Origin of the sequence: Streptomyces fradiae, assembly GCF_041270065.1 — a bacterium.
Taxonomy (GTDB): Bacteria; Actinomycetota; Actinomycetes; order Streptomycetales; family Streptomycetaceae; genus Streptomyces.
The window spans coordinates 7,265,384-7,282,373 of sequence record NZ_CP065958.1; the positions used below are offsets into that span (position 1 = coordinate 7,265,384).

General features: G+C 74.9%; 16 protein-coding genes. 5 read left to right on the forward strand and 11 right to left on the reverse strand.

What is annotated here, in order from left to right:
* Positions 1-8: 8 nt before the first annotated feature.
* From JAO84_RS33010 to JAO84_RS33025, 4 genes are all read right to left on the reverse strand, one after another.
* Entirely contained in the window at positions 9-653 is a 645-nt protein-coding gene (locus JAO84_RS33010) for a response regulator (protein ID WP_370416132.1), read from the reverse strand.
* The gene (locus JAO84_RS33015; RefSeq protein ID WP_370416133.1) at positions 605-1,876 is read right to left on the reverse strand and encodes a sensor domain-containing protein; all 1,272 of its coding nucleotides are present in this window, start codon (positions 1,874-1,876) and stop codon (positions 605-607) included. Before JAO84_RS33015 ends, JAO84_RS33010 begins: the two co-directional genes overlap by 49 nt.
* A 16-nt stretch (positions 1,877-1,892) precedes the next feature.
* Positions 1,893-2,672: a lysostaphin resistance A-like protein gene (locus JAO84_RS33020; RefSeq protein ID WP_370416134.1), complete on the reverse strand. Its 780-nt coding sequence runs from the start codon at positions 2,670-2,672 to the stop codon at positions 1,893-1,895.
* Between the two features lie 137 nt (positions 2,673-2,809).
* Complete coding sequence (locus JAO84_RS33025; RefSeq protein ID WP_370416135.1) at positions 2,810-3,664, reverse strand: helix-turn-helix domain-containing protein; 855 nt, start codon at positions 3,662-3,664, stop codon at positions 2,810-2,812.
* Between the two features lie 131 nt (positions 3,665-3,795).
* On the opposite strand from JAO84_RS33025, the gene JAO84_RS33030 reads away from it, so the two are divergent.
* Positions 3,796-4,359 carry a YceI family protein gene (locus JAO84_RS33030; RefSeq protein ID WP_370416136.1) on the forward strand — a complete coding sequence of 188 codons (564 nt, stop codon included), beginning with the start codon at positions 3,796-3,798 and terminating at the stop codon, positions 4,357-4,359.
* Between the two features lie 53 nt (positions 4,360-4,412).
* Here JAO84_RS33030 and JAO84_RS33035 read toward each other — a convergent pair whose 3' ends face one another.
* Together JAO84_RS33035 and JAO84_RS33040 are read right to left on the reverse strand one after the other, a co-directional pair.
* On the reverse strand, positions 4,413-6,815 hold the full coding sequence (locus JAO84_RS33035; protein WP_370416137.1) for an ATP-binding cassette domain-containing protein: 2,403 nt from the start codon (positions 6,813-6,815) through the stop codon (positions 4,413-4,415).
* A gap of 9 nt (positions 6,816-6,824) precedes the next feature.
* Positions 6,825-7,883 (reverse strand): LLM class flavin-dependent oxidoreductase, encoded by a 1,059-nt coding sequence (locus tag JAO84_RS33040; protein ID WP_370416138.1) that lies wholly within the window; start codon positions 7,881-7,883, stop codon positions 6,825-6,827.
* A gap of 168 nt (positions 7,884-8,051) precedes the next feature.
* Here JAO84_RS33040 and JAO84_RS33045 point away from each other — a divergent pair, with 168 nt between their 5' ends.
* Complete coding sequence (locus JAO84_RS33045) at positions 8,052-8,540, forward strand: hypothetical protein (protein WP_265867683.1); 489 nt, start codon at positions 8,052-8,054, stop codon at positions 8,538-8,540.
* 45 nt (positions 8,541-8,585) lie between these two features.
* Here the strand turns inward: JAO84_RS33045 and JAO84_RS33050 are convergent, their stop codons facing one another.
* A complete protein-coding gene (locus tag JAO84_RS33050) occupies positions 8,586-8,801 on the reverse strand; it encodes a dodecin (protein ID WP_265867684.1) in 216 nt (71 codons plus the stop codon).
* Between the two features lie 269 nt (positions 8,802-9,070).
* Between JAO84_RS33050 and JAO84_RS33055 the strand changes: the two genes are divergently transcribed.
* The 3 genes from JAO84_RS33055 to JAO84_RS33065 all read left to right on the forward strand — a co-directional run bounded on the left by JAO84_RS33055 (position 9,071) and on the right by JAO84_RS33065 (position 12,780).
* Positions 9,071-10,315 carry an extracellular solute-binding protein gene (locus tag JAO84_RS33055; RefSeq protein ID WP_370416139.1) on the forward strand — a complete coding sequence of 415 codons (1,245 nt, stop codon included), beginning with the start codon at positions 9,071-9,073 and terminating at the stop codon, positions 10,313-10,315.
* A 375-nt stretch (positions 10,316-10,690) separates the two neighbouring features.
* On the forward strand, positions 10,691-11,536 hold the full coding sequence (locus JAO84_RS33060; protein ID WP_370416140.1) for a GNAT family N-acetyltransferase: 846 nt from the start codon (positions 10,691-10,693) through the stop codon (positions 11,534-11,536).
* Positions 11,533-12,780 (forward strand): lysophospholipid acyltransferase family protein, encoded by a 1,248-nt coding sequence (locus JAO84_RS33065; RefSeq protein WP_370416141.1) that lies wholly within the window; start codon positions 11,533-11,535, stop codon positions 12,778-12,780. Before JAO84_RS33060 ends, JAO84_RS33065 begins: the two co-directional genes overlap by 4 nt.
* Here the strand turns inward: JAO84_RS33065 and egtD are convergent.
* From egtD to egtA, 4 genes are read right to left on the reverse strand one after another with little or no spacing between them, the layout of a single operon-like run.
* Positions 12,675-13,640 carry an L-histidine N(alpha)-methyltransferase gene (egtD, locus tag JAO84_RS33070; protein ID WP_370416142.1) on the reverse strand — a complete coding sequence of 322 codons (966 nt, stop codon included), beginning with the start codon at positions 13,638-13,640 and terminating at the stop codon, positions 12,675-12,677. The two genes, JAO84_RS33065 and egtD, sit on opposite strands and share 106 nt — an antisense overlap.
* Positions 13,637-14,389, reverse strand: coding sequence for an ergothioneine biosynthesis protein EgtC (egtC, locus tag JAO84_RS33075; RefSeq protein WP_370416143.1), 753 nt, complete (start codon positions 14,387-14,389; stop codon positions 13,637-13,639). The genes egtD and egtC overlap by 4 nt, the downstream gene beginning before the upstream one ends.
* Positions 14,389-15,705, reverse strand: coding sequence for an ergothioneine biosynthesis protein EgtB (gene egtB / locus JAO84_RS33080; RefSeq protein ID WP_370416144.1), 1,317 nt, complete (start codon positions 15,703-15,705; stop codon positions 14,389-14,391). The genes egtC and egtB overlap by 1 nt, the downstream gene beginning before the upstream one ends.
* The gene (egtA, locus tag JAO84_RS33085) at positions 15,702-16,970 is read right to left on the reverse strand and encodes an ergothioneine biosynthesis glutamate--cysteine ligase EgtA (protein ID WP_370416145.1); all 1,269 of its coding nucleotides are present in this window, start codon (positions 16,968-16,970) and stop codon (positions 15,702-15,704) included. The genes egtB and egtA overlap by 4 nt, the downstream gene beginning before the upstream one ends.
* Positions 16,971-16,990: the final 20 nt, after the last annotated feature.

Here is a 16,990-nt window from a genome sequence, read left to right on the forward strand (position 1 = left end):
CTCAGCCCTCACCGGCGCAGGTACGCGAGGACGGCGAGCACCCGCCGGTTGTCGTCGGCCGACGGCTCGATCCGAAGCTTCCCGAAGATGCCCGCCGTGTGCTTCGCCACCGCGCTCTCACTGATGTGGAGCGCGGTGGCGACCGCCGCGTTCGACCGGCCCTCCGCCATCAGCCGCAGCACCTCGTGCTCGCGCGGGGTGAGCGCGGCCGTGTTCCCGCGCGCGTCGCTGCGGGCGAGCAGCCGGGCCACCACCTGCGGGTCGAGCACCGTGCCGCCCGCGGCCACCGTCCGTACCGCGTCGACGAATTGAGCGGTGTGCGTCACCCGGTCCTTCAGGAGATAGCCGACGGCGCCCTCCCCGCCGGCCAGCAACTCCTGCGCGTACAACTGCTCCACGTACTGCGACAGGATGAGGACCGGGAACCCCGGCCGCTCCCGGCGCGCGTCCAGGGCGGCCCGCAGCCCCTCGTCGGTGAAGCCCGGCGGCAGCCGGATGTCGATCACGGCCACGTCCGGGCGCTCCTCGCGCAGGGCGCGGACCAGGGCGGGATGGTTGTCGACGGCGGCGACCACCTCACAGCCGTGCTCCTCCAGGGTGCGGGTCAGCCCGTCCCGGAGGAGGAAGAGGTCTTCGGCGAGGACGACGCGCACGGTATCTCCAGGGTCGCGAGGGTGGGGCCGCCCGGCGGACTGTCCAGGGCGAGGGTTCCGTCGAAGGCGCGCAGCCGGCGCCGCACACCGTGCAGACCGCCGCCGTCCCCGTCCGCGGCATAGGCCGCGCCGCCGTGCCCGTCGTCGGCGACGGTCACCCGCAACAGCCCGTCGGCGCCGCCGGTGTGCGTGAGGACGATCCGGACCTCGCGGGCGCCGGCGTGCTTGGCCGCGTTGGCGAGGAGTTCGGCCACCGCGAAGTAGGCCGCGGACTCCACGGCCGCCGGCAGCCGGCCCGGCGGCAGACCGGCGGTGTCCACCGCCACGTCGAGGAAGGAGTCGAGGGCCAGCGACCGCACCGCGTCACCCAGCCCCCGGTCGGCCAGGACCGGCGGCAGGATCCCGTGCACCAGCTCCCGCAGATCCCCGAGCGCCCGCTCGGACACCTCCCGCGCGTCCGCGAGCAGCGCCCGCGCGGCGGCCGGATCCTCGTCGAGCCGCCGGGCCGCCTCCGCCAGGGTCATCCCGAGCGCCACGAGCCGCGCCTGCGCCCCGTCATGCAAGTCCCGCTCGATCCGCCGCAGTTCGGCCGCCTGGAAGTCGAGCGCGTCGGCCCGGGTTCCGGTCAGCTGGTCGATCCGGCGGGCGAGCACCGTCTCGTACGGTACGGAGAGCGCGCGCCGGCTCCAACGGGCGTACCCGGCCAGCGTCCACGGCGCCAGTGCCACCGAGCCCGCGACGAAGCCGAGCCCGAGCAGCGCCGCAGCGACCGCGGTGGCGGGGGAGACCACCGGCACGAAGGCGTACCAGTTGCCGTCCCCCAACTCCCGCCACACGAACGGCTGGACCACCGCGCCGAACACCCCGAACCAGAACAGCGAGAGCGGCACCGCGACGAGCAGACCGCCGGTCAGCGGCTCCAGCCACGCCCAGCGCAGATCCCGCCAGAAGCCCTCGTCGCCGAGGACGGCCCTGGCCGTACGGGGGAGGGATCCCGGGGCGGCGATGTCGATCCCCGACCAGCGGGCGAGCCGGGCCCGCCGCGCGTCGGAGCGGCGGCGCAGGGCGGCCGCCACCGGCGGCAGCAGCGGAAAGCCGAGCCCGACCGGCAGCAGGAGCAGCGCGAACACCACCCCGCTCCCGTACAGGGGGAGGACGAGTGTGCGCAGCGACACCCGCTGGCAGCGGACCAGCGCCGTCCAGGCGCCCCGCACTCTCCCCACCCGTCGTTCCCCCATGTCAGAGCGCGCCCCGCCGCGCCGCCACGATGGTATCCAGCGGCGCCCGCCGCCCGGCCGCCACCACCCACGGCACCGCCGCGACCAGGCACGCGAGACCGAACAGCACCATCGGCGCCGCCGCCCCCGACTCCTCGTCCATGAACAGCAGCATCCCCAGGTTCACCAGCGTGTGGAAGCCGCCCGCGAGCAGCAGCCGGTTCGCCCGGATCCGCTCCAGACCGAGGCCGAGCACCACCGACATCGCCACCGTCGCCACCAAGAACCCCGCCGCGTACGCCGGCGTCTCGGCGAACACCCCCACGTGCCACACCCCCCACACCGCACCGACCAGGACGGAGGCCACCCACGGGCCGAACCGGGCGCCCAGCAGCGGCTGGAGGAAGCAGCGCCAGCCGATCTCCTCCCCGCAGGCGCCGACCAGCTGCGCCGCCACGACCAGCGCGAAGGGGTGGGCGAGGCTCCGGGGATCGGTGAACCCGGGACCGCCGGTCCACAACGCGTACGCTCCCGCCGCAAGGCCGATGATCAACGGCGCCGTGAGCAGCAGCCCCAGGCCCCGCGCGCGGCCCCCGCGTGCCGGCAGCGTCCCGGCGAGCCGGTCCCGGATCCGCCCCGGCCACAGCAGGGCCACCGCCAGGACCCCAGCCGCCGGCCCGAACTGGGTCAGCTGCACCACCTCGGCGGGCACCCCCGTCGCCGGCTGCACCGCCCCGAGCAGCCCCGCCGCCACGAATGCGACAGCGAGGAACACCCCCGTCTCCGCCTTCCACACCCGCATGCCCCTCGGCCTCCCCGTCGTCCGGCTTCTCATCGGTCGACGTCGACTCTGCCGTCGGGAGCGGGCCCGGACACTGCCTCCAGGTGCCGGATCGGGGTGTACCTACCTACACCCGGAAGGGATGTAAGAGTCCGGGCTCAGGCGCCGACGGCGCGCAGGGTGCCCGGACGGCGGCCCATCAGGCCGTCGAGCGCCGACTCCGACGCCTCGTCGGCCGGCAGGTACACCACGAGGTGCTGGGCGTCCGTCTCGGTCGGCTCCAGCACCTCGTACGCGAGGCGCAGCTCACCCGCCTCCGGATGTACGAAGCGGTCCACGCCGGAGCGGGAGGGTACGGGCGCGGGCGCGTCGAGCCGCGAGGAGAAGGCCGGGCCGGCGGTCACCGTCAGCTCCTGGACCAGCTCGGCCATGTGCGGATCGTTCCGGGTGATCGACAGCTGCAGCCCCGCCACCTGCTGGTCCGCCACCCGGTCCCAGTCCGGGTAGACCGTACGGGCCCTGGGGTCGGTGAAGACGAAACGCGGCAGGCTCGGCCGGTCGTCGTCGAGCAGACCCACGGGGCCGGCGAGCCGGGCGTAGCCGTCGGTGTGCGCCACGACCTCGCCCAGCATGTTCAGAACCACCGCCGGGGTCGGGCCGAGCCGGTCGAGCAGGGCCCGGACCGTGGCCCGCACCTCCTGCGCCGGGGCGGGCGCCCGGGTGCAGATGTGGTGGTGGGAGCCCGACTTCATCAGGTTCCGCAGGTGCAGCCGGGCTTCGAGCGGCAGCCGCAGGGCCTCGCTCAGGGCGCCGAGCACCTGCGGCGAGGGGTTGCGGTCCCGGCCCTGTTCCAGGCGGGCCAGATACTCCACGCTGATCCCCGCCAGCATGGCCAGCTCCGCCCGGCGCAGTCCCGGGGTGCGCCGCCTCGGGCCCGCCGGGAGGCCGGCCTCGGCGGGGGGCACGGCCTCACGACGGGCGCGCAGGAACGCGCCCAGCTCGTTGTCGCTCATCGGTCCAGCGTACGGGCGCGGCCGCGGGCGAGGGTGGCCCTGTCACTACCAGGCTCGTCACTACCAGGCTCCGTACTACCCGTCTCGGCACGGCCTTCCTCCGGCCCCGGCGGCGCGGCAGCGTGGGTGCCATGACCACCGAATCCCGCCCCACCACGCCCGCCACGCCCACCGTCCTGCCGCTCGCCCCGGGCCGCTGGGCCTTCGACCCGCTGCACTCCGCCGTCGGCTTCACCATCCGCCACTTCGGGATCTCCAAGGTGCGCGGCCGCTTCAACGAGCTCCAGGCCGAGCTGGTCGTCGGCGACACCCTGGAGACCTCCTCGATCACCGCGACCGTGGCGCTCGCCTCCGTCGACACCGGCAACCCGGACCGGGACGCCCACGTCCGCGCCGCCGACCTGCTCGACGTCGAGAAGCGGCCCACGATGACCTTCCGCTCCACCCGGATCGCCGGGGACGGCGAGGAGTGGACCCTGGAGGGCGAGCTCACCATCGGCGACGTCACCCGGCCGATCGTCTTCGACGTCGAGTTCGGCGGGGTCGTCGACAACCCGGTGGACGGGCACCAGCACGCCGGCTTCGACGCCACCGGCGAGTTCCGGCGCAGCGACTACGGCCTGGACTTCGCGCCCGGCGTCCTCGGCGACGTCATCAAGGTCACCCTCGAGGTGCAGTTCCTCGACCCCCGCTGACCACCGGTACCTCCGGTGATCGCCGGTGACCTCCGGCGGGGAGTCCAGGGGCTTCAGAGCCCGAGCCGGGCCGCGAGGAACCGCGCGGTCCGGCTCCCCGGCGTCCGGGCCACCTCCGCCGGGGTCCCCTCGGCCACGATCCGGCCGCCCTCCGCGCCGCCGCCCGGCCCCAGGTCGAGCACCCGGTCGGCGGTGGCCACCACGTCCATGTCGTGCTCGACCACGACCACCGTGTGCCCGGCGTCGGCGAGCCCGTGCAGCTGCCGCATCAGCACCTCCACGTCCGCCGGGTGCAGCCCGGTCGTCGGCTCGTCCAGGACGTACAGGGTGTGCGCGCGGCGCGGTCGCTGCAGCTCGGCGGCGAGCTTGATGCGCTGGGCCTCGCCGCCGGACAGTTCGGTGGCCGGCTGCCCGAGCCGCAGATAGCCGAGGCCGACGTCGAGCAGGGTGCGCAGCGCGCGGGCCGCCGCCGGGACGTCGGCGAAGAAGTCGCCGGCCGCCTCCACCGTCAGGTCGAGCACCTCCGCGATGGTCAGCCCGCGCAGCCGCACCTGAAGGGTCTCCGGGTTGTAGCGGGCCCCCTGACAGTCCGGGCACGGCGCGTACGTGCTCGGCAGGAACAGCAGCTCCACCGAGACGAAGCCCTCGCCCTGACAGGTCTCACAGCGCCCGCCGGGCACATTGAAGGAGAACCGCCCCGCCTTGTAGCCGCGCTCCCGGGCCTCCTCCGTCTCCGTGAACAGCTTGCGCACCACGTCGAACAGGCCCGTGTACGTGGCGAGGTTGGAGCGCGGGGTCCGGCCGATCGGCTTCTGATCCACCGTCACCACCCGGCTCACGTCGCCGTTTTCCTCGGCCGTCTCGGTGAGCGCCCCGACCAGCGTCGACTTGCCCGACCCGGACACCCCGGTCACCGCCGTGAGCACCCCCAGCGGGAACACGGCCTCCAGACCGTCGAGGTTGTGCCGGGTCACCGGCCCGACCGTCAGCTCCCCGGACGGCGTGCGCACCGCCCGGTCCGGCACCGGCTCCGGGTCGAAGAGGAAACGACGGGTCGCCGACCCGGCCACCTCCGCGAGCGCCGCCGGCGGCCCGCTGTGCAGCACCCGCCCGCCGTGCTCGCCCGCCCGCGGCCCCACGTCCACCAGCCAGTCGGCGTGCCGCACCACGTCCAGATGGTGCTCGACCACGAACACCGTGTTCCCCGCCGCCTTCAGCCGGTCGAGGACCACGAGCAGCGCCTCCGTGTCGGCCGGGTGCAGTCCGGCGGACGGCTCGTCGAGCACGTACACCACCCCGAAGAGACCGGCGCGCAGCTGGGTGGCGAGCCGCAGCCGCTGCAGCTCCCCGTTGGACAGCGTCGGCGTCGCCCGGTCCAGGCTCAGATAGCCGAGGCCCAGCTCGGTCACCGTCGCGATCCGCGCCACCAGGTCCTCGGTGAGCACCCGCGCCGTCTCCGAGCCCTCGTGCGCCGCCAGCGTCCGGGCGAGCGCCGTCAGCGGCAGCCCCGCGAGCTCCGCGATCGTGCGTCCCGCGAAGGTCACCGCCAGCGCCTCGGGCCGCAGCCGGCTGCCTCCGCACACCGGGCACGGCGCGCTGGTCAGGAACCGTTCGGCCTTCGCCCGCAGCGTGGCGCTCTTCGAGTCGGAGAAGGTGTGCAGCACATAGCGCCGGGCGCTCATGTACGTGCCCTGGTACGGGCGTTGGATCCGGTTCGCCTCCCGCACCGGGTGGACGGTCACCACCGGCTGCTCGTCCGTGAACAGGATCCACTCCCGGTCCTTCGGATCGAGCTCCCGCCACGGCCGGTCCACGTCGTGGCCGAGGGTGTCGAGCACGTCCCGCAGGTTCTTGCCCTGCCAGGCCCCCGGCCAGGCCGCGATCGCGCCCTCGCGGATCGACAACCCCGGGTCCGGCACGAGCAGTTCCTCGCTCGTCTCGTGCACCCGGCCGAGCCCGTGGCACGAAGGGCACGCCCCGGCCGCCGTGTTGGGCGAGAAGGCGTCCGAGTCGAGCCGCTCCGCCCCCGGCGGATAGGCGCCCGCGCGGGAGAACAGCATCCGCAGCGAGTTGGAGAGGGTGGTCACCGTGCCCACCGACGAGCGCGCGTTGGGCGCCGCCCGCCGCTGCTCCAGGGACACCGCCGGCGGCAGCCCCGTGATCTCCCCGACCTTCGGCGCCCCGACCTGGTGGATGAGCCGCCGGGCGTACGGCGCCACCGACTCGAAGTAGCGGCGCTGCGCCTCCGCGTAGATCGTGCCGAACGCCAGCGACGACTTGCCCGAACCCGACACCCCCGTGAACACGGTGAGCGCGTCGCGCGGGATGTCCACGTCGACCCCGCGCAGATTGTGCTCCCGGGCGCCCCGCACCCGTACGAACGGATCATGAGGGGCGGCGGGGCCGGGGGAGAAGGTGTCGGTGCCGTGGTCGGTGCCGGTTTCGGTGTCGTGCATCCGCCGATTCTATGGGCGGCTTGCCTCGTTTGCCCTGGTCAGCCCCGCCGGTGCGGTCAGCCCGGCCAGCCGGGCCAGCGCACGGTACGAGTCGAGCAGCGCGACCCGGTCGTGGGTGCTCGTCGTCACCAGGACCTCCTGTGCGCCCGTCTCCTCGACCGCCCGCGCCAGCTGCTCGGCGACCTGCTCCTCGGTGCCGTACACATGCCCGCCGAGCCCCGCCTCGTAGAAACCGCGCTGCTTCTCCGACATCGGCAGCTCCTCGATCCGCTCCGGCGGCAGCAGCGGCGGGAAGACGCCGACCGTCCGCGCGTACGCCAGCGACCAGGCCTCCGGCATCAGCAGCCGCCGGGCCCGCTCCTCGCTGCCGGCCACCACGACCGTGCCCGCGACCGTCACATACGGCTCGGCCGACCACGCCGAGGGGACGAACGCGGACCGGTAGGTCTCCACCGCCTCGCGCAGCCGCGCCCGGCCGCGCAGGTCGCCGATCACCAGCGGAAGCCCGGCCGCCGCCGCGATCGCCGCGCCCTCGCCGGTCGCGAGTACGTACGGCGGCACCCGCAGGCCCTCCGCGGGCCGGGCGTGCACCTGCGGATACGCGCTCTGGGTGCCGGTGAACCAGCCGAGCAGCTCGTCCAGTTGCTCCGCGAACCGGTCCGCGTCCTCCTTGTCCCGGCCGAGCGCCCGCCGGATGCCGTCGGTGAAACCGACCGAACGGCCGAGCCCCATGTCGATCCGCCCCGGGAACAGCGACTCCAGGACCCCGAACTGCTCCGCCACCACCATCGGCTGGTGGTTCGGCAGCATCACCCCGCCGGTCCCCACCCGGATCCGCGAGGTCGCCCCGGCGACGGCCGCCGCAAGGACGGTCGGCGCGGACCCGGCCACCCCCGGCACGCTGTGGTGCTCCGCGACCCAGAAGCGGTGGTAGCCCAGCGCCTCCACCTCCCGGGCCAGGTCCACCGTGTCGCGCAGCGCCCGGCCGGGATCCTCGCCGTCCCGCGTACGGGAGCGGTCGAGCACCGAGAAGCGGATGCCGCGGAGTGCCTCGGAGGGCGTCGTCAAGCTGCTCACCCCCGTTCCAACGCCTTACGGCGCGAGGGATTCCCGCCGCGCGCGCGGACGGTGCGGACCGTGCGCGGACAGTGGGCCGACCGCGCGCCGACCACGCCCCGGTCGGGCCCCGTCGGGCGGGTCACGGGCGATGTCAGCGGGCCTGTCTACGCTGGGGGAGTGACCCGACAGCACAGGCCCGTGGCCGTCTTCGACCTCGACAACACCCTCGCCTCGACCGCCCACCGGCAGCACTTCCTGGAGGGCCGCCCGCGCGACTGGGCCGGTTTCTTCGCCGCCGCGCCCAAGGACCCGCCGCTGCCGGAGGGCGTCGCCCTGTGCCGGGAGAGCGCCGAGGAGTGCGACGTGGTCTATCTGACCGGGCGTCCCGAGCGCTGCCGCCGGGACACCCTCGCCTGGCTCGAAGCCCAGGAGCTGCCGGAGGGCCCCGTCCACATGCGCCGCGACCGGGACTTCCGCCCGGCCCGGCAGACCAAGCTGGAGGTGCTGCGCCGGCTGTCCAGGGACCGCGAGGTGCGGATGCTCGTCGACGACGACGAACTGGTCTGCGACGCCGCCGAGGCGGCCGGCTTCACCGTGGTCCGGGCCCGCTGGGCGGCGCCGTCGGAGGCGCTGCGGGAGGCGCAGGAGACGGAGGGGCGGACCTGACGGCCGCCCCCACGTCGCGCACCCCCCGTCGCGGAGGTGCGCGGACTAGCCCTCCTCCTCCAGCCGGAAGCCGACCTTCAGGCCCACCTGGTAGTGCTCGATCGCGCCGTCGACGAGATGGCCGCGGACCTCGGTGACCTCGAACCAGTCGAGGCCCCTCAGGGTCTGGGAAGCGCGTTCGACGCCGTTCCGGATGGCCTGGTCGACGCCCTCGGTGGACGTGCCGACGATCTCGGTGACGCGATAGGTGTGGTTCGACATGGGAGCCGGACTCCTCTCGTGACCTCGGTGGGTTCCCTCCACCGTGCCCCAGACGGGAGAGGTCCGCGACACGTCGGCGTCCGGTCCGGCGAGCGGGGAGCGGCCCGAGAAGGCGATGGTCCAGGACTTGACCATCCGCTTTGGTCCAGACCAGAATCCAGGCCACATACCCGCGCGAACCTCCCGTCAGGTCCCCCCACACGTCGGGTCAGCCCCCATGCCGTGGCCCCCACCAGGTGTCACGCACTGGACCGCAGAAGGTGACCTACGTGAAGAACCGACGTCTCGTCTGTCCGCTGGCAGTCGTCTCCGCCCTCACCCTCGCGGGCTGCGGACTGCTCCCCGGCGGCAGCCAGACCCGCACGGTGAACCTCTGGCTGATGCGCGACAGCGTCAGCGACGACTTCCTCCAGCGCTTCACCGAGGCCTACGAGGCCGAGCACGACGACATCGAACTGGAAGTCACCATCCAGGAGTGGACCGGCATCGGCAAGAAGGTCACCGAGGCCATCACCGGCGACGGCGGGCCCGACATCATCGAGGTCGGCAACACCCAGGTCGCGCAGTACGCCGACACCGACAAGCTCTACGACCTCACCCTCGAGTCGGTCCGCGACCTCGGCAGCGAGGACTGGCTGCCCGGTCTCGCCGAGCCCGGCAGCATCGACGGCGCGCAGTACGGCATCCCCTGGTACGCCGCCAACCGCATCGTCATCTACAACAAGGACCTGTTCGCCGCCGCCGGCGTCAAGCCGCCCAAGAGCCGCGACGAGTGGCTCGACGACACCGCCGAGCTCAACGACGGCGGCACCCAGGGCATCTACCTGGCGGGCCAGGACTGGTACACCCTCTCCGGCTTCATCTGGGAGGAGGGCGGCGACCTCGCCGTCGACAAGGGCGGCGCCTGGGCCGGTGCCCTCGACAGCCCGGCCGCGCTGCGCGGCATGGACTTCTACAAGCGCCTCCAGGCCCTCGGCGACGGCCCCAAGAACGCCGACGAGCAGACCCCGCCGCAGGCCGAGGTCTTCGCCAAGGGCGACGTTGCGCAGATGATCGCCGCCCCCAGTGCCATCGCCGCCATCACCAAGGCCAACCCCGAACTCAAGGACAAGCTGGGCTTCTTCCCCATCCCGGGCAAGAAGGCCGGCCAGCCCTGCGCCGTCTTCACCGGCGGCTCCGACCTGATCATCCCGGAGAACGCGCCCGACCGCGCCGCCGCCCTCGACGTCGTCAAGGCGCTCGCCGGCGAGAAGTGGCAGGGCGAACTCGCCCGCGCCATGAACTACGTGCCCAACAAGAAGACCCTCGCCCCCCTCGTCGCCGGCCAGGAGGCCACCGCCACCATGGCCGTCGGCGCCGCCCGCGGCCGGGCCACCCCCAACTCCCCGAAGTGGGCCGACGTCGAGGCCGACAACCCGATCAAGCCCTACATGAGCGCCGTCCTCTCCGGCGAGGACCCCGCGCAGGCCGCGAGGGACGCCTCCGAGAAGATCACCGACGTCCTCGGCGAATAGCCCGCCGGTAGACCACCGGCCTCAGGGGCCGTCGACCCGGCTCCGGTCGCGGCCCCGGCCTCGGCGCCGCCTTGGCCCGGCTCCGGTCGCGGCCCTGGCCTCGGCGCCGCCTTGGCCCCGGCTCCGGTCGCGGCCCTGGCCTCGGCGCCGCCTTGGCCCGGCTCCGGTCGCGGCCCCGGCCTCGGCGCCGCCTTGGCCCCGGCTCCGGCCCCGGCTCCGGTCACGGCCTCCGCCCACCATTCAGCGCCTCCACACCAACCGGCCCCCGTCCGGTCACGTCGAATCCAGTCGGTCGCGGAAGAAACGAGGGGCCGGGCCACCGCTCGCACGGCCCGGCTCCCACCGTCCCCGTCCGCACCGCCGGAGGAGCCCGACATGGCCGCCGTACCCCTCGCCCAGCCCGTCGCCGAACCCCTGGCCGCGCCCCTCGCCGCCGTCCCGGCCCAGCCGCGCGCCGACGGCGAGTCGCAGCCCCGCTACGTCGTGGGCCTGGCCAGGGACCAGGAGGACGTCCGCGCCGCCCAGCGGCTGCGCCACCTGGTGTTCGCCGGCGAGATGGGCGCCCGCCTCGACGGCCCCGAGCCCGGCCTCGACATCGACGCGTTCGACGCCTACTGCGACCACCTGCTCGTACGCCAGGAGGACACCGGCGAGGTCGTCGGCACCTACCGCATCCTGTCGCCCGAGCGCGCCGCCGTCGCCGGCCGGCTCTACTCGGAGAGCGAGTTCGACCTCGGCCGGCTCGCCCCGATCCGCCACGACCTGGTCGAGGTCGGCCGCTCCTGCGTCCACCCCGCCCACCGCAACGGCGCCGTCATCGCCCTCGTCTGGGCCGGCCTCGCCCGCTACATGACCCGCACCGGCCACAACTGGCTGTCCGGCTGCTGCTCCGTGCCGCTCGCCGACGGCGGCGCGCTCGCCGCCACCACCTGGGACACCGTCAGGACCAAGCACCTCGCCCCCGAGGAGTACTGGGTCACCCCGCACCGCCTGTGGACCCCCGAGAGCGCCGCCCCGCCCGCCGCCGGCAGCCGGGCCGACCTGCCGCCGCTGCTCCGCGGCTACCTCCGGCTCGGCGCCTGGGTCTGCGGCGCCCCCGCCCACGACCCCGACTTCGGCGTCGCCGACCTCTACGTGCTGCTCTCGCTGCGCCGCACCAACCCCCGCTACCTGCGCCACTTCCTCTCGCTCGCCCCGGCCCCGCTCGCCCCCGGCCGGTGAGCACCCAGGCCGGCTCGCCGTGGCTCCCCACGGCGCCGTGCACGCCCGGCCGGTGCGCCGCCCACCCCGGTGCCGCCGCCCCGCGCGGCGGCACCGCCGCGGGCGCGCTCCGGCTGGCCACCGGGCTCGCCGCGGTGCTCCTGGGCGTGCTGCTCGCCCCGCTCGCGGCCCCGCTGCCCGCCGCCGGCCGGCTCCTCCTGGTCCGGCTGTGGTGCCGCGGAGTGCTGCGGGCCTTCGGGGTACGGCTCCGGGTCACCGGCCGGCCCGTGCCGGGCGCGGGCCCGCTGCTCGTGGTCGCCAACCACATCTCGTGGCTGGACATCCCGCTGGTCGCGGCCGTACTGCCGGGCCGGATGCTCGCCAAGCGCGAGGTGCGCGGCTGGCCCGTGCTCGGCCCGCTCGCCGCGCTCGGCGGCACCGTCTTCATCGACCGCGACCGGCTGCGGAGCCTGCCCGGCACCGTCGCCACCATGGCCGGCGCGCTCGCCTCCGGCGGCCGGGTCATCGTCTTCCCGGAGGGCTCCACCTGGTGCGGCCGGGCCCGCGGCCCGTTCCGTCCGGCCGCCTTCCAGGCCGCCGTCGACGCCGGTGCCCCGATCCAGCCCGTACGCCTCCACTACACCCCCGTCGGCCCCGCCGGCTACGTCGGCGACGACTCCCTCGGCGCCTCGCTCTGGCGGATCGCGACCACGCGTGGACTCGTCGCCGAGATACGGCTGATGGAGCCGATCTCGCCGGAGGCGGAGGCGGAGGGGCGCGGGCGGGCTGGCCGGGCCTCGGGCCGCCCGGCCCGGGAGCGGCAGGCATCGGACTCCCGGGCGCGGGGTTCCCGGATCCCGGACTCTCAGTCCCGGGACCGTCAGTCCCCGGGCCGCCGGGCTCCGGGGTGGCAGGCATCGGATTCCCGGGCGTGGGGTTCCCGGATCCCGGGCTGTTCGGCCCCGGACCCTGGGTCCCTGGACCGCAGGATCCCGGACGCTCAGTCCCCGGACCCCGAGTCCCTGGGCCGCCGGGCCCCGGACCCCCAGTCCCGGGACCGGCGTGACCTCGCCCGGCGCGTCCTGGCGCGCGCCGCGGAGGCGGCCGTCGCCCTCGACCCGGCCGCGCCCGTGCCGCTCACGCTTCCCGCGATCCCGGTTCAGACCACCGTGGCCAGCGAGAGCGCGAACCGCCCCTGCTCGTCCGTCCACCAGCGGGACGGTGCGAAGCCGGCGGCCGTCAGCTCCGCCCGTACCCCGTCCTGACGGAACTTCGCCGAGACCTCCGTGCGCAGCTCCTCACCCGCCTCGAACGGCACCACGAGATCCAGCTCCCGGATCTTCACGGCGAGCGCGTGCCGGGCCCGCAGCCGCATCTCGATCCACTCGTGCTTGGGGTCCCACAGCGCCACATGGTCGAAGTCGGCCGGGTCGGCGTCGGCGCCCAGCTCCCGGTTCACCACCGCGAGCACGTTCTTGTTGAAGGCCGCCGTCACCCCGGCCGCGTCGTCGTAGGCGGCGACCAGCGTCGCCTCGTCCTTCACCAGGTCGGTGCCGAGCAGCAGCGCGTCGCCCGGCAGCAGCGCCGCGCGCACCGCCCGCAGGAACTCCCGCCGCTCCTCCGGAAGGAGATTGCCGATGGTGCCGCCGAGGAAGGCGACCAGACGCGGGCCGATGGTCGGCGGCAGCACGATGCCCTGGGTGAAGTCGGCGACCAGGGCGTGCACCCGGAGCGCCGGCCGCTCGGCGAGCAGCGCGTCGCCCGCGCCCTTGAGCGCGGACTCGCTGACGTCCACGGGGACGTACGACTCCAGGCCGGGCAGCAGCGCGTCCAGCAGGTGCTGGGTCTTCTCCGAGGAGCCGGAGCCCAGTTCCACCAGGGTGCGCGCCCCGGTCGCCGCCGCGATCTCCGGCGCGCGGGCGATCAGCACCTCACGCTCGGCCCGGGTCGGGTAGTACTCGGGCAGCCGGGTGATCTCCTCGAACAGCTCGCTGCCGTGCGCGTCGTAGAACCACTTCGGCGGCAGCTCCTTGGGCGTACGGGTCAGGCCGTGCAGCACGTCGACGCGCAGCGCGGCGTCCATGGCGTCCTCGGCGAGGGTGCGGGTCAGCTGGAACGGGCTCACGGGGAGGGCTCCTCGATCGGAGTGAGGACGACCCCGCCGGGGCGGGTGGTGAGGACCGTGCGGTCCGGCACCTCCGTCCAGCCCGGATCGTCGTCGTACGGTTCGGAGGCCACGACCGTCCGGCCGGGCCCGGTCAGGTACCAGAGCGAGTCCCCCCACGTGGTGGCGGCGACGGTCGAGCCGTCGGTGAGCAGCAGGTTGAGCCGGGCGCCGGGTGCCGCCCCGGCCACCTCCCGCACGGTCGCGGCGAGCGCGGCGCCCGGCGCCGCCCCGGCGCGCAGCCGGTGCAGGACGAGCGCCCACACCAGGGCCGAGTCGGTACGGGCCGCGAGGCCGAGGAGCGCCGCCGCCGGCAGGGTCGCCGCGACCGGCACCAGCGCACCGGGCCAGCCGGGCACCGCCCCGTTGTGGCTGAACAGCCAGTGGTCGGCCGCGAACGGAGCGGCCGCGGCCTCGCCGTCCGCGCCGGGCAGGGTCGCGCCCCGTACGGCGGCGAGCAGCGCCCGGGTGCGCACCACCCGGGCGAGGTCCGCGAAGCCGGGATCGCCCCAGATCGGCGCCGCCCGCCGGTAGCGGGCGGGCCGCGGGTCGCCGTCCGCGTACCAGCCGACCCCGAAGCCGTCGGCGTTCACCGTCCCGCTGGCCTGGGTGCGCGGAGCCCAGGACTGGTGCTCCAGGGAGTGCGGCTGCCTCAGCAGCAGCTCGCCGAGCGCCACCGGCGCCCCGACGAACGCGAGATGACGGCACATCAGGCGGGCTCCGCGTCGCGGGCGGTGCGGAACCCGGCGAAGATCTGCCGCCGCACCGGAAGGTCCCAGTTGCGGAAGGTGCCCCGGCAGGCCACCGGGTCCACGGCGAACGAGCCGCCGCGCAGCACCTTGTGCTCCGGGCCGAAGAAGACCTCCGAGTACTCCTTGTACGGGAAGGCGGTGAAGCCCGGATACGGCAGGAAGTCGCTCGCCGTCCACTCCCACACGTCGCCGATCAGCTGCCGCACCCCGAGCGGCGAGGCCCCCTCCGGATAGCTCCCGGCGGGCGCGGGCCCCAGATGCCGCTGCGCCAGATTGGCGTGTACGGGCGTGGGGTCGGCGTCGCCCCACGGATAGCGGCGGGACCGGCCGGTCGCCGGGTCGTGGCGGGCGGCCTTCTCCCACTCGGCCTCGGTGGGCAGCCGGCGTCCGGCCCAGCGCGCGTAGGCGTCGGCCTCGTACCAGCTGACGTGCAGCACCGGCTCGTCCTCGGCGACCGGCTCGGTCACCCCGAAGCGGCGGCGCAGCCACTGCCCGCCCTCCCGGCGCCAGAACAGCGGGGCCTCGATGGCGTGCTGGCGGATCTGGTCCCAGCCCTCGGCCTGCCACCAGCGTTCGTCGCGGTAGCCGCCGTCGGCCATGAAGGCCTGGTAGGCGCCGTTGGTGACGGGCACGGTGTCGATGTGGAAGGACGCCACGATCCGGGTGTGCGCGGGCCGTTCGTTGTCCAGCGCCCACGGCTCGTCGGAGGTGCCCATGGTGAACGGGCCGCCGGGGACGAGGACTTCACGCTGCTCCGGTGCTCCGTCCGCGGTCGCCGGCGGGGGCGGGGCGGTCAGCGCCGCCGGTCCCTTGCGGAGCTGATGGGTGATCAGCATCGTCTCGTCGTGCTGCTGTTCGTGCTGCGCGATCATCCCGAAGGCGAAGGCCGCGTCCACCAGCGGCCGCCCCTCCAGGCGGGTGCCGTCGAGCACGTGCAGGATCCGGTCGCGTACGTCCGCCGCGTACGCCCGCGCCTCGGCGGGGGCGAGCAGCGGCAGCGTCGGCCGGCTGGCCCTCGGGTGCTCGAAGGCGTCGTACATCGAGTCGATCTCGGGCCGCAGCGCCTCGCGGCCGCCGACCGCCCGCCACAGCCACTGCTCCTCCTGGTTGCCGATGTGCGCCAGGTCCCACACCAGCGGCGACATCAACGGCGAGTGCTGCGCGGTCAGTTCGGAGTCCTCGACGCAGGAGGTGAGCAGCGCGGTGCGCTCGCGGGCCCGGGTCAGCGCCACCGCCGTCCGCTGCTTCAGATCCTGCTCGGCGGGCGCGGTCATGAGGCCACCTCCAGCTGCTCGTCGGCCGGGCAGCAGCCCGGCACCACGTACCGTGCGTGGAACGCGGCCACCGCGCCCAGCACGTCGGGGGTCGCGCCGATCCGGGGCAGCGCGTCCAGGGCCGCCTCGAACACGGTCAGCGCCGCCTTGTGCAGCGCCGGGTCGGTGAGTCCGTCCCGGGCGGCGGTCCGCCACAGAGCGTTGCGCGGCGCGGGGCCGTCCCCGGCGAGCGCCGCCAGCGGCTCCACCGCCTGATGGGCGGCCGCGGCGGCCCGGGGATCCTCGAAGAGGGCGGTGGTGACCGCCACCGGAACCATCCAGCCGTCGGGGCCGGGCTGTGCGTCGATCATCCGAAGCTCCAGATGCCCGCGCGGCCGGACCGGCGGGAACAGGGTCGTCAGGTGGTAGTGCAGATCGTCCGCGTCCGCCTGGCGCGGCGCGCCCGAGCGCAGCCAGTCCCGGAAGGTCAGCCCCTCCGGTACCGCCCACGGGCCGCTCGGCGTGCGCACGCACATCACCGGGGTGTCCAGGACGTGCGCCGCCCACTCGGCGCGCGGCTCGCCGTCCGGCGACGGGGCGAGCGCCCGGGTCGGATCCAGATCCGTCCACAGCGCCTGCCGGGTCGACCGCCAGCCGGTCCGGCGCCCGCCGTGCACGGGCGAGTTGGCGAACGCGGCCACCAGGACCGCGCCGAGCAGATGGGCGAGCCGCCAGCGGCTGCGATAGCCCAGCGGCCCGTCGTCGTCGAGGCCGGCGTCCAGACAGACCTGCACGGACGCCGACTCGCACATCATGGCCCGCCCGGACGGACCGGTCCGGCCGAGGACGAGCTCCATGGCGTCGTAGCGCGGCTCGTGCAGCACCCGTTCGCGGGGCGCGTGCCACGGGTCCACCCCGTAGCCGCTGAGGCCGAGTCCGAGCGGGGCGAGCGCCGCCCGTACCGCCCGCAGATCCGCGGCGAGCGAGTCGAGGCACTCCATGAGGGAGGCGGCGGGCGGCGAGCTGAGCTCCAGCTGCCCGCCGGGTTCGAAGGTGAGGGCCGCCACCAGCGGCACGGCCCGTACGGTGTCGATCGCCGCGGCGAGCCGGGGCGGCGGCACGGGACGACGGGGGTCACGCAGTTCGTGGACGAGCCATTCCAGCTCCGCCCCGACCGCGCGCGGCGGCCCCGTCTTGAAACAGATACATCGCAGCAGGCCCTCGGCTTCCTCCTCGGTCAGCGGAGGACCGCCCCGGGGTATGCCGCTCGACGACGGTGTCGTCATCGCTCCACCTCCTGGGAAAG

What these genes read in the sequence shown, in the direction of transcription:
- JAO84_RS33020 (WP_370416134.1), bottom strand. Translation starts at nt 2,672, where the DNA reads ATGCGGGTGTGGAAGGCGGAGACGGGGGTGTTCCTCGCTGTCGCATTC.
- JAO84_RS33025 (WP_370416135.1), bottom strand. Translation starts at nt 3,664, where the DNA reads ATGAGCGACAACGAGCTGGGCGCGTTCCTGCGCGCCCGTCGTGAGGCC.
- JAO84_RS33030 (WP_370416136.1), top strand. Translation starts at nt 3,796, where the DNA reads ATGACCACCGAATCCCGCCCCACCACGCCCGCCACGCCCACCGTCCTG.
- JAO84_RS33035 (WP_370416137.1), bottom strand. Translation starts at nt 6,815, where the DNA reads ATGCACGACACCGAAACCGGCACCGACCACGGCACCGACACCTTCTCC.
- JAO84_RS33050 (WP_265867684.1), bottom strand. Translation starts at nt 8,801, where the DNA reads ATGTCGAACCACACCTATCGCGTCACCGAGATCGTCGGCACGTCCACC.
- JAO84_RS33060 (WP_370416140.1), top strand. Translation starts at nt 10,691, where the DNA reads ATGGCCGCCGTACCCCTCGCCCAGCCCGTCGCCGAACCCCTGGCCGCG.
- egtC (WP_370416143.1), bottom strand. Translation starts at nt 14,389, where the DNA reads ATGTGCCGTCATCTCGCGTTCGTCGGGGCGCCGGTGGCGCTCGGCGAG.
- egtB (WP_370416144.1), bottom strand. Translation starts at nt 15,705, where the DNA reads ATGACCGCGCCCGCCGAGCAGGATCTGAAGCAGCGGACGGCGGTGGCG.
- egtA (WP_370416145.1), bottom strand. Translation starts at nt 16,970, where the DNA reads ATGACGACACCGTCGTCGAGCGGCATACCCCGGGGCGGTCCTCCGCTG.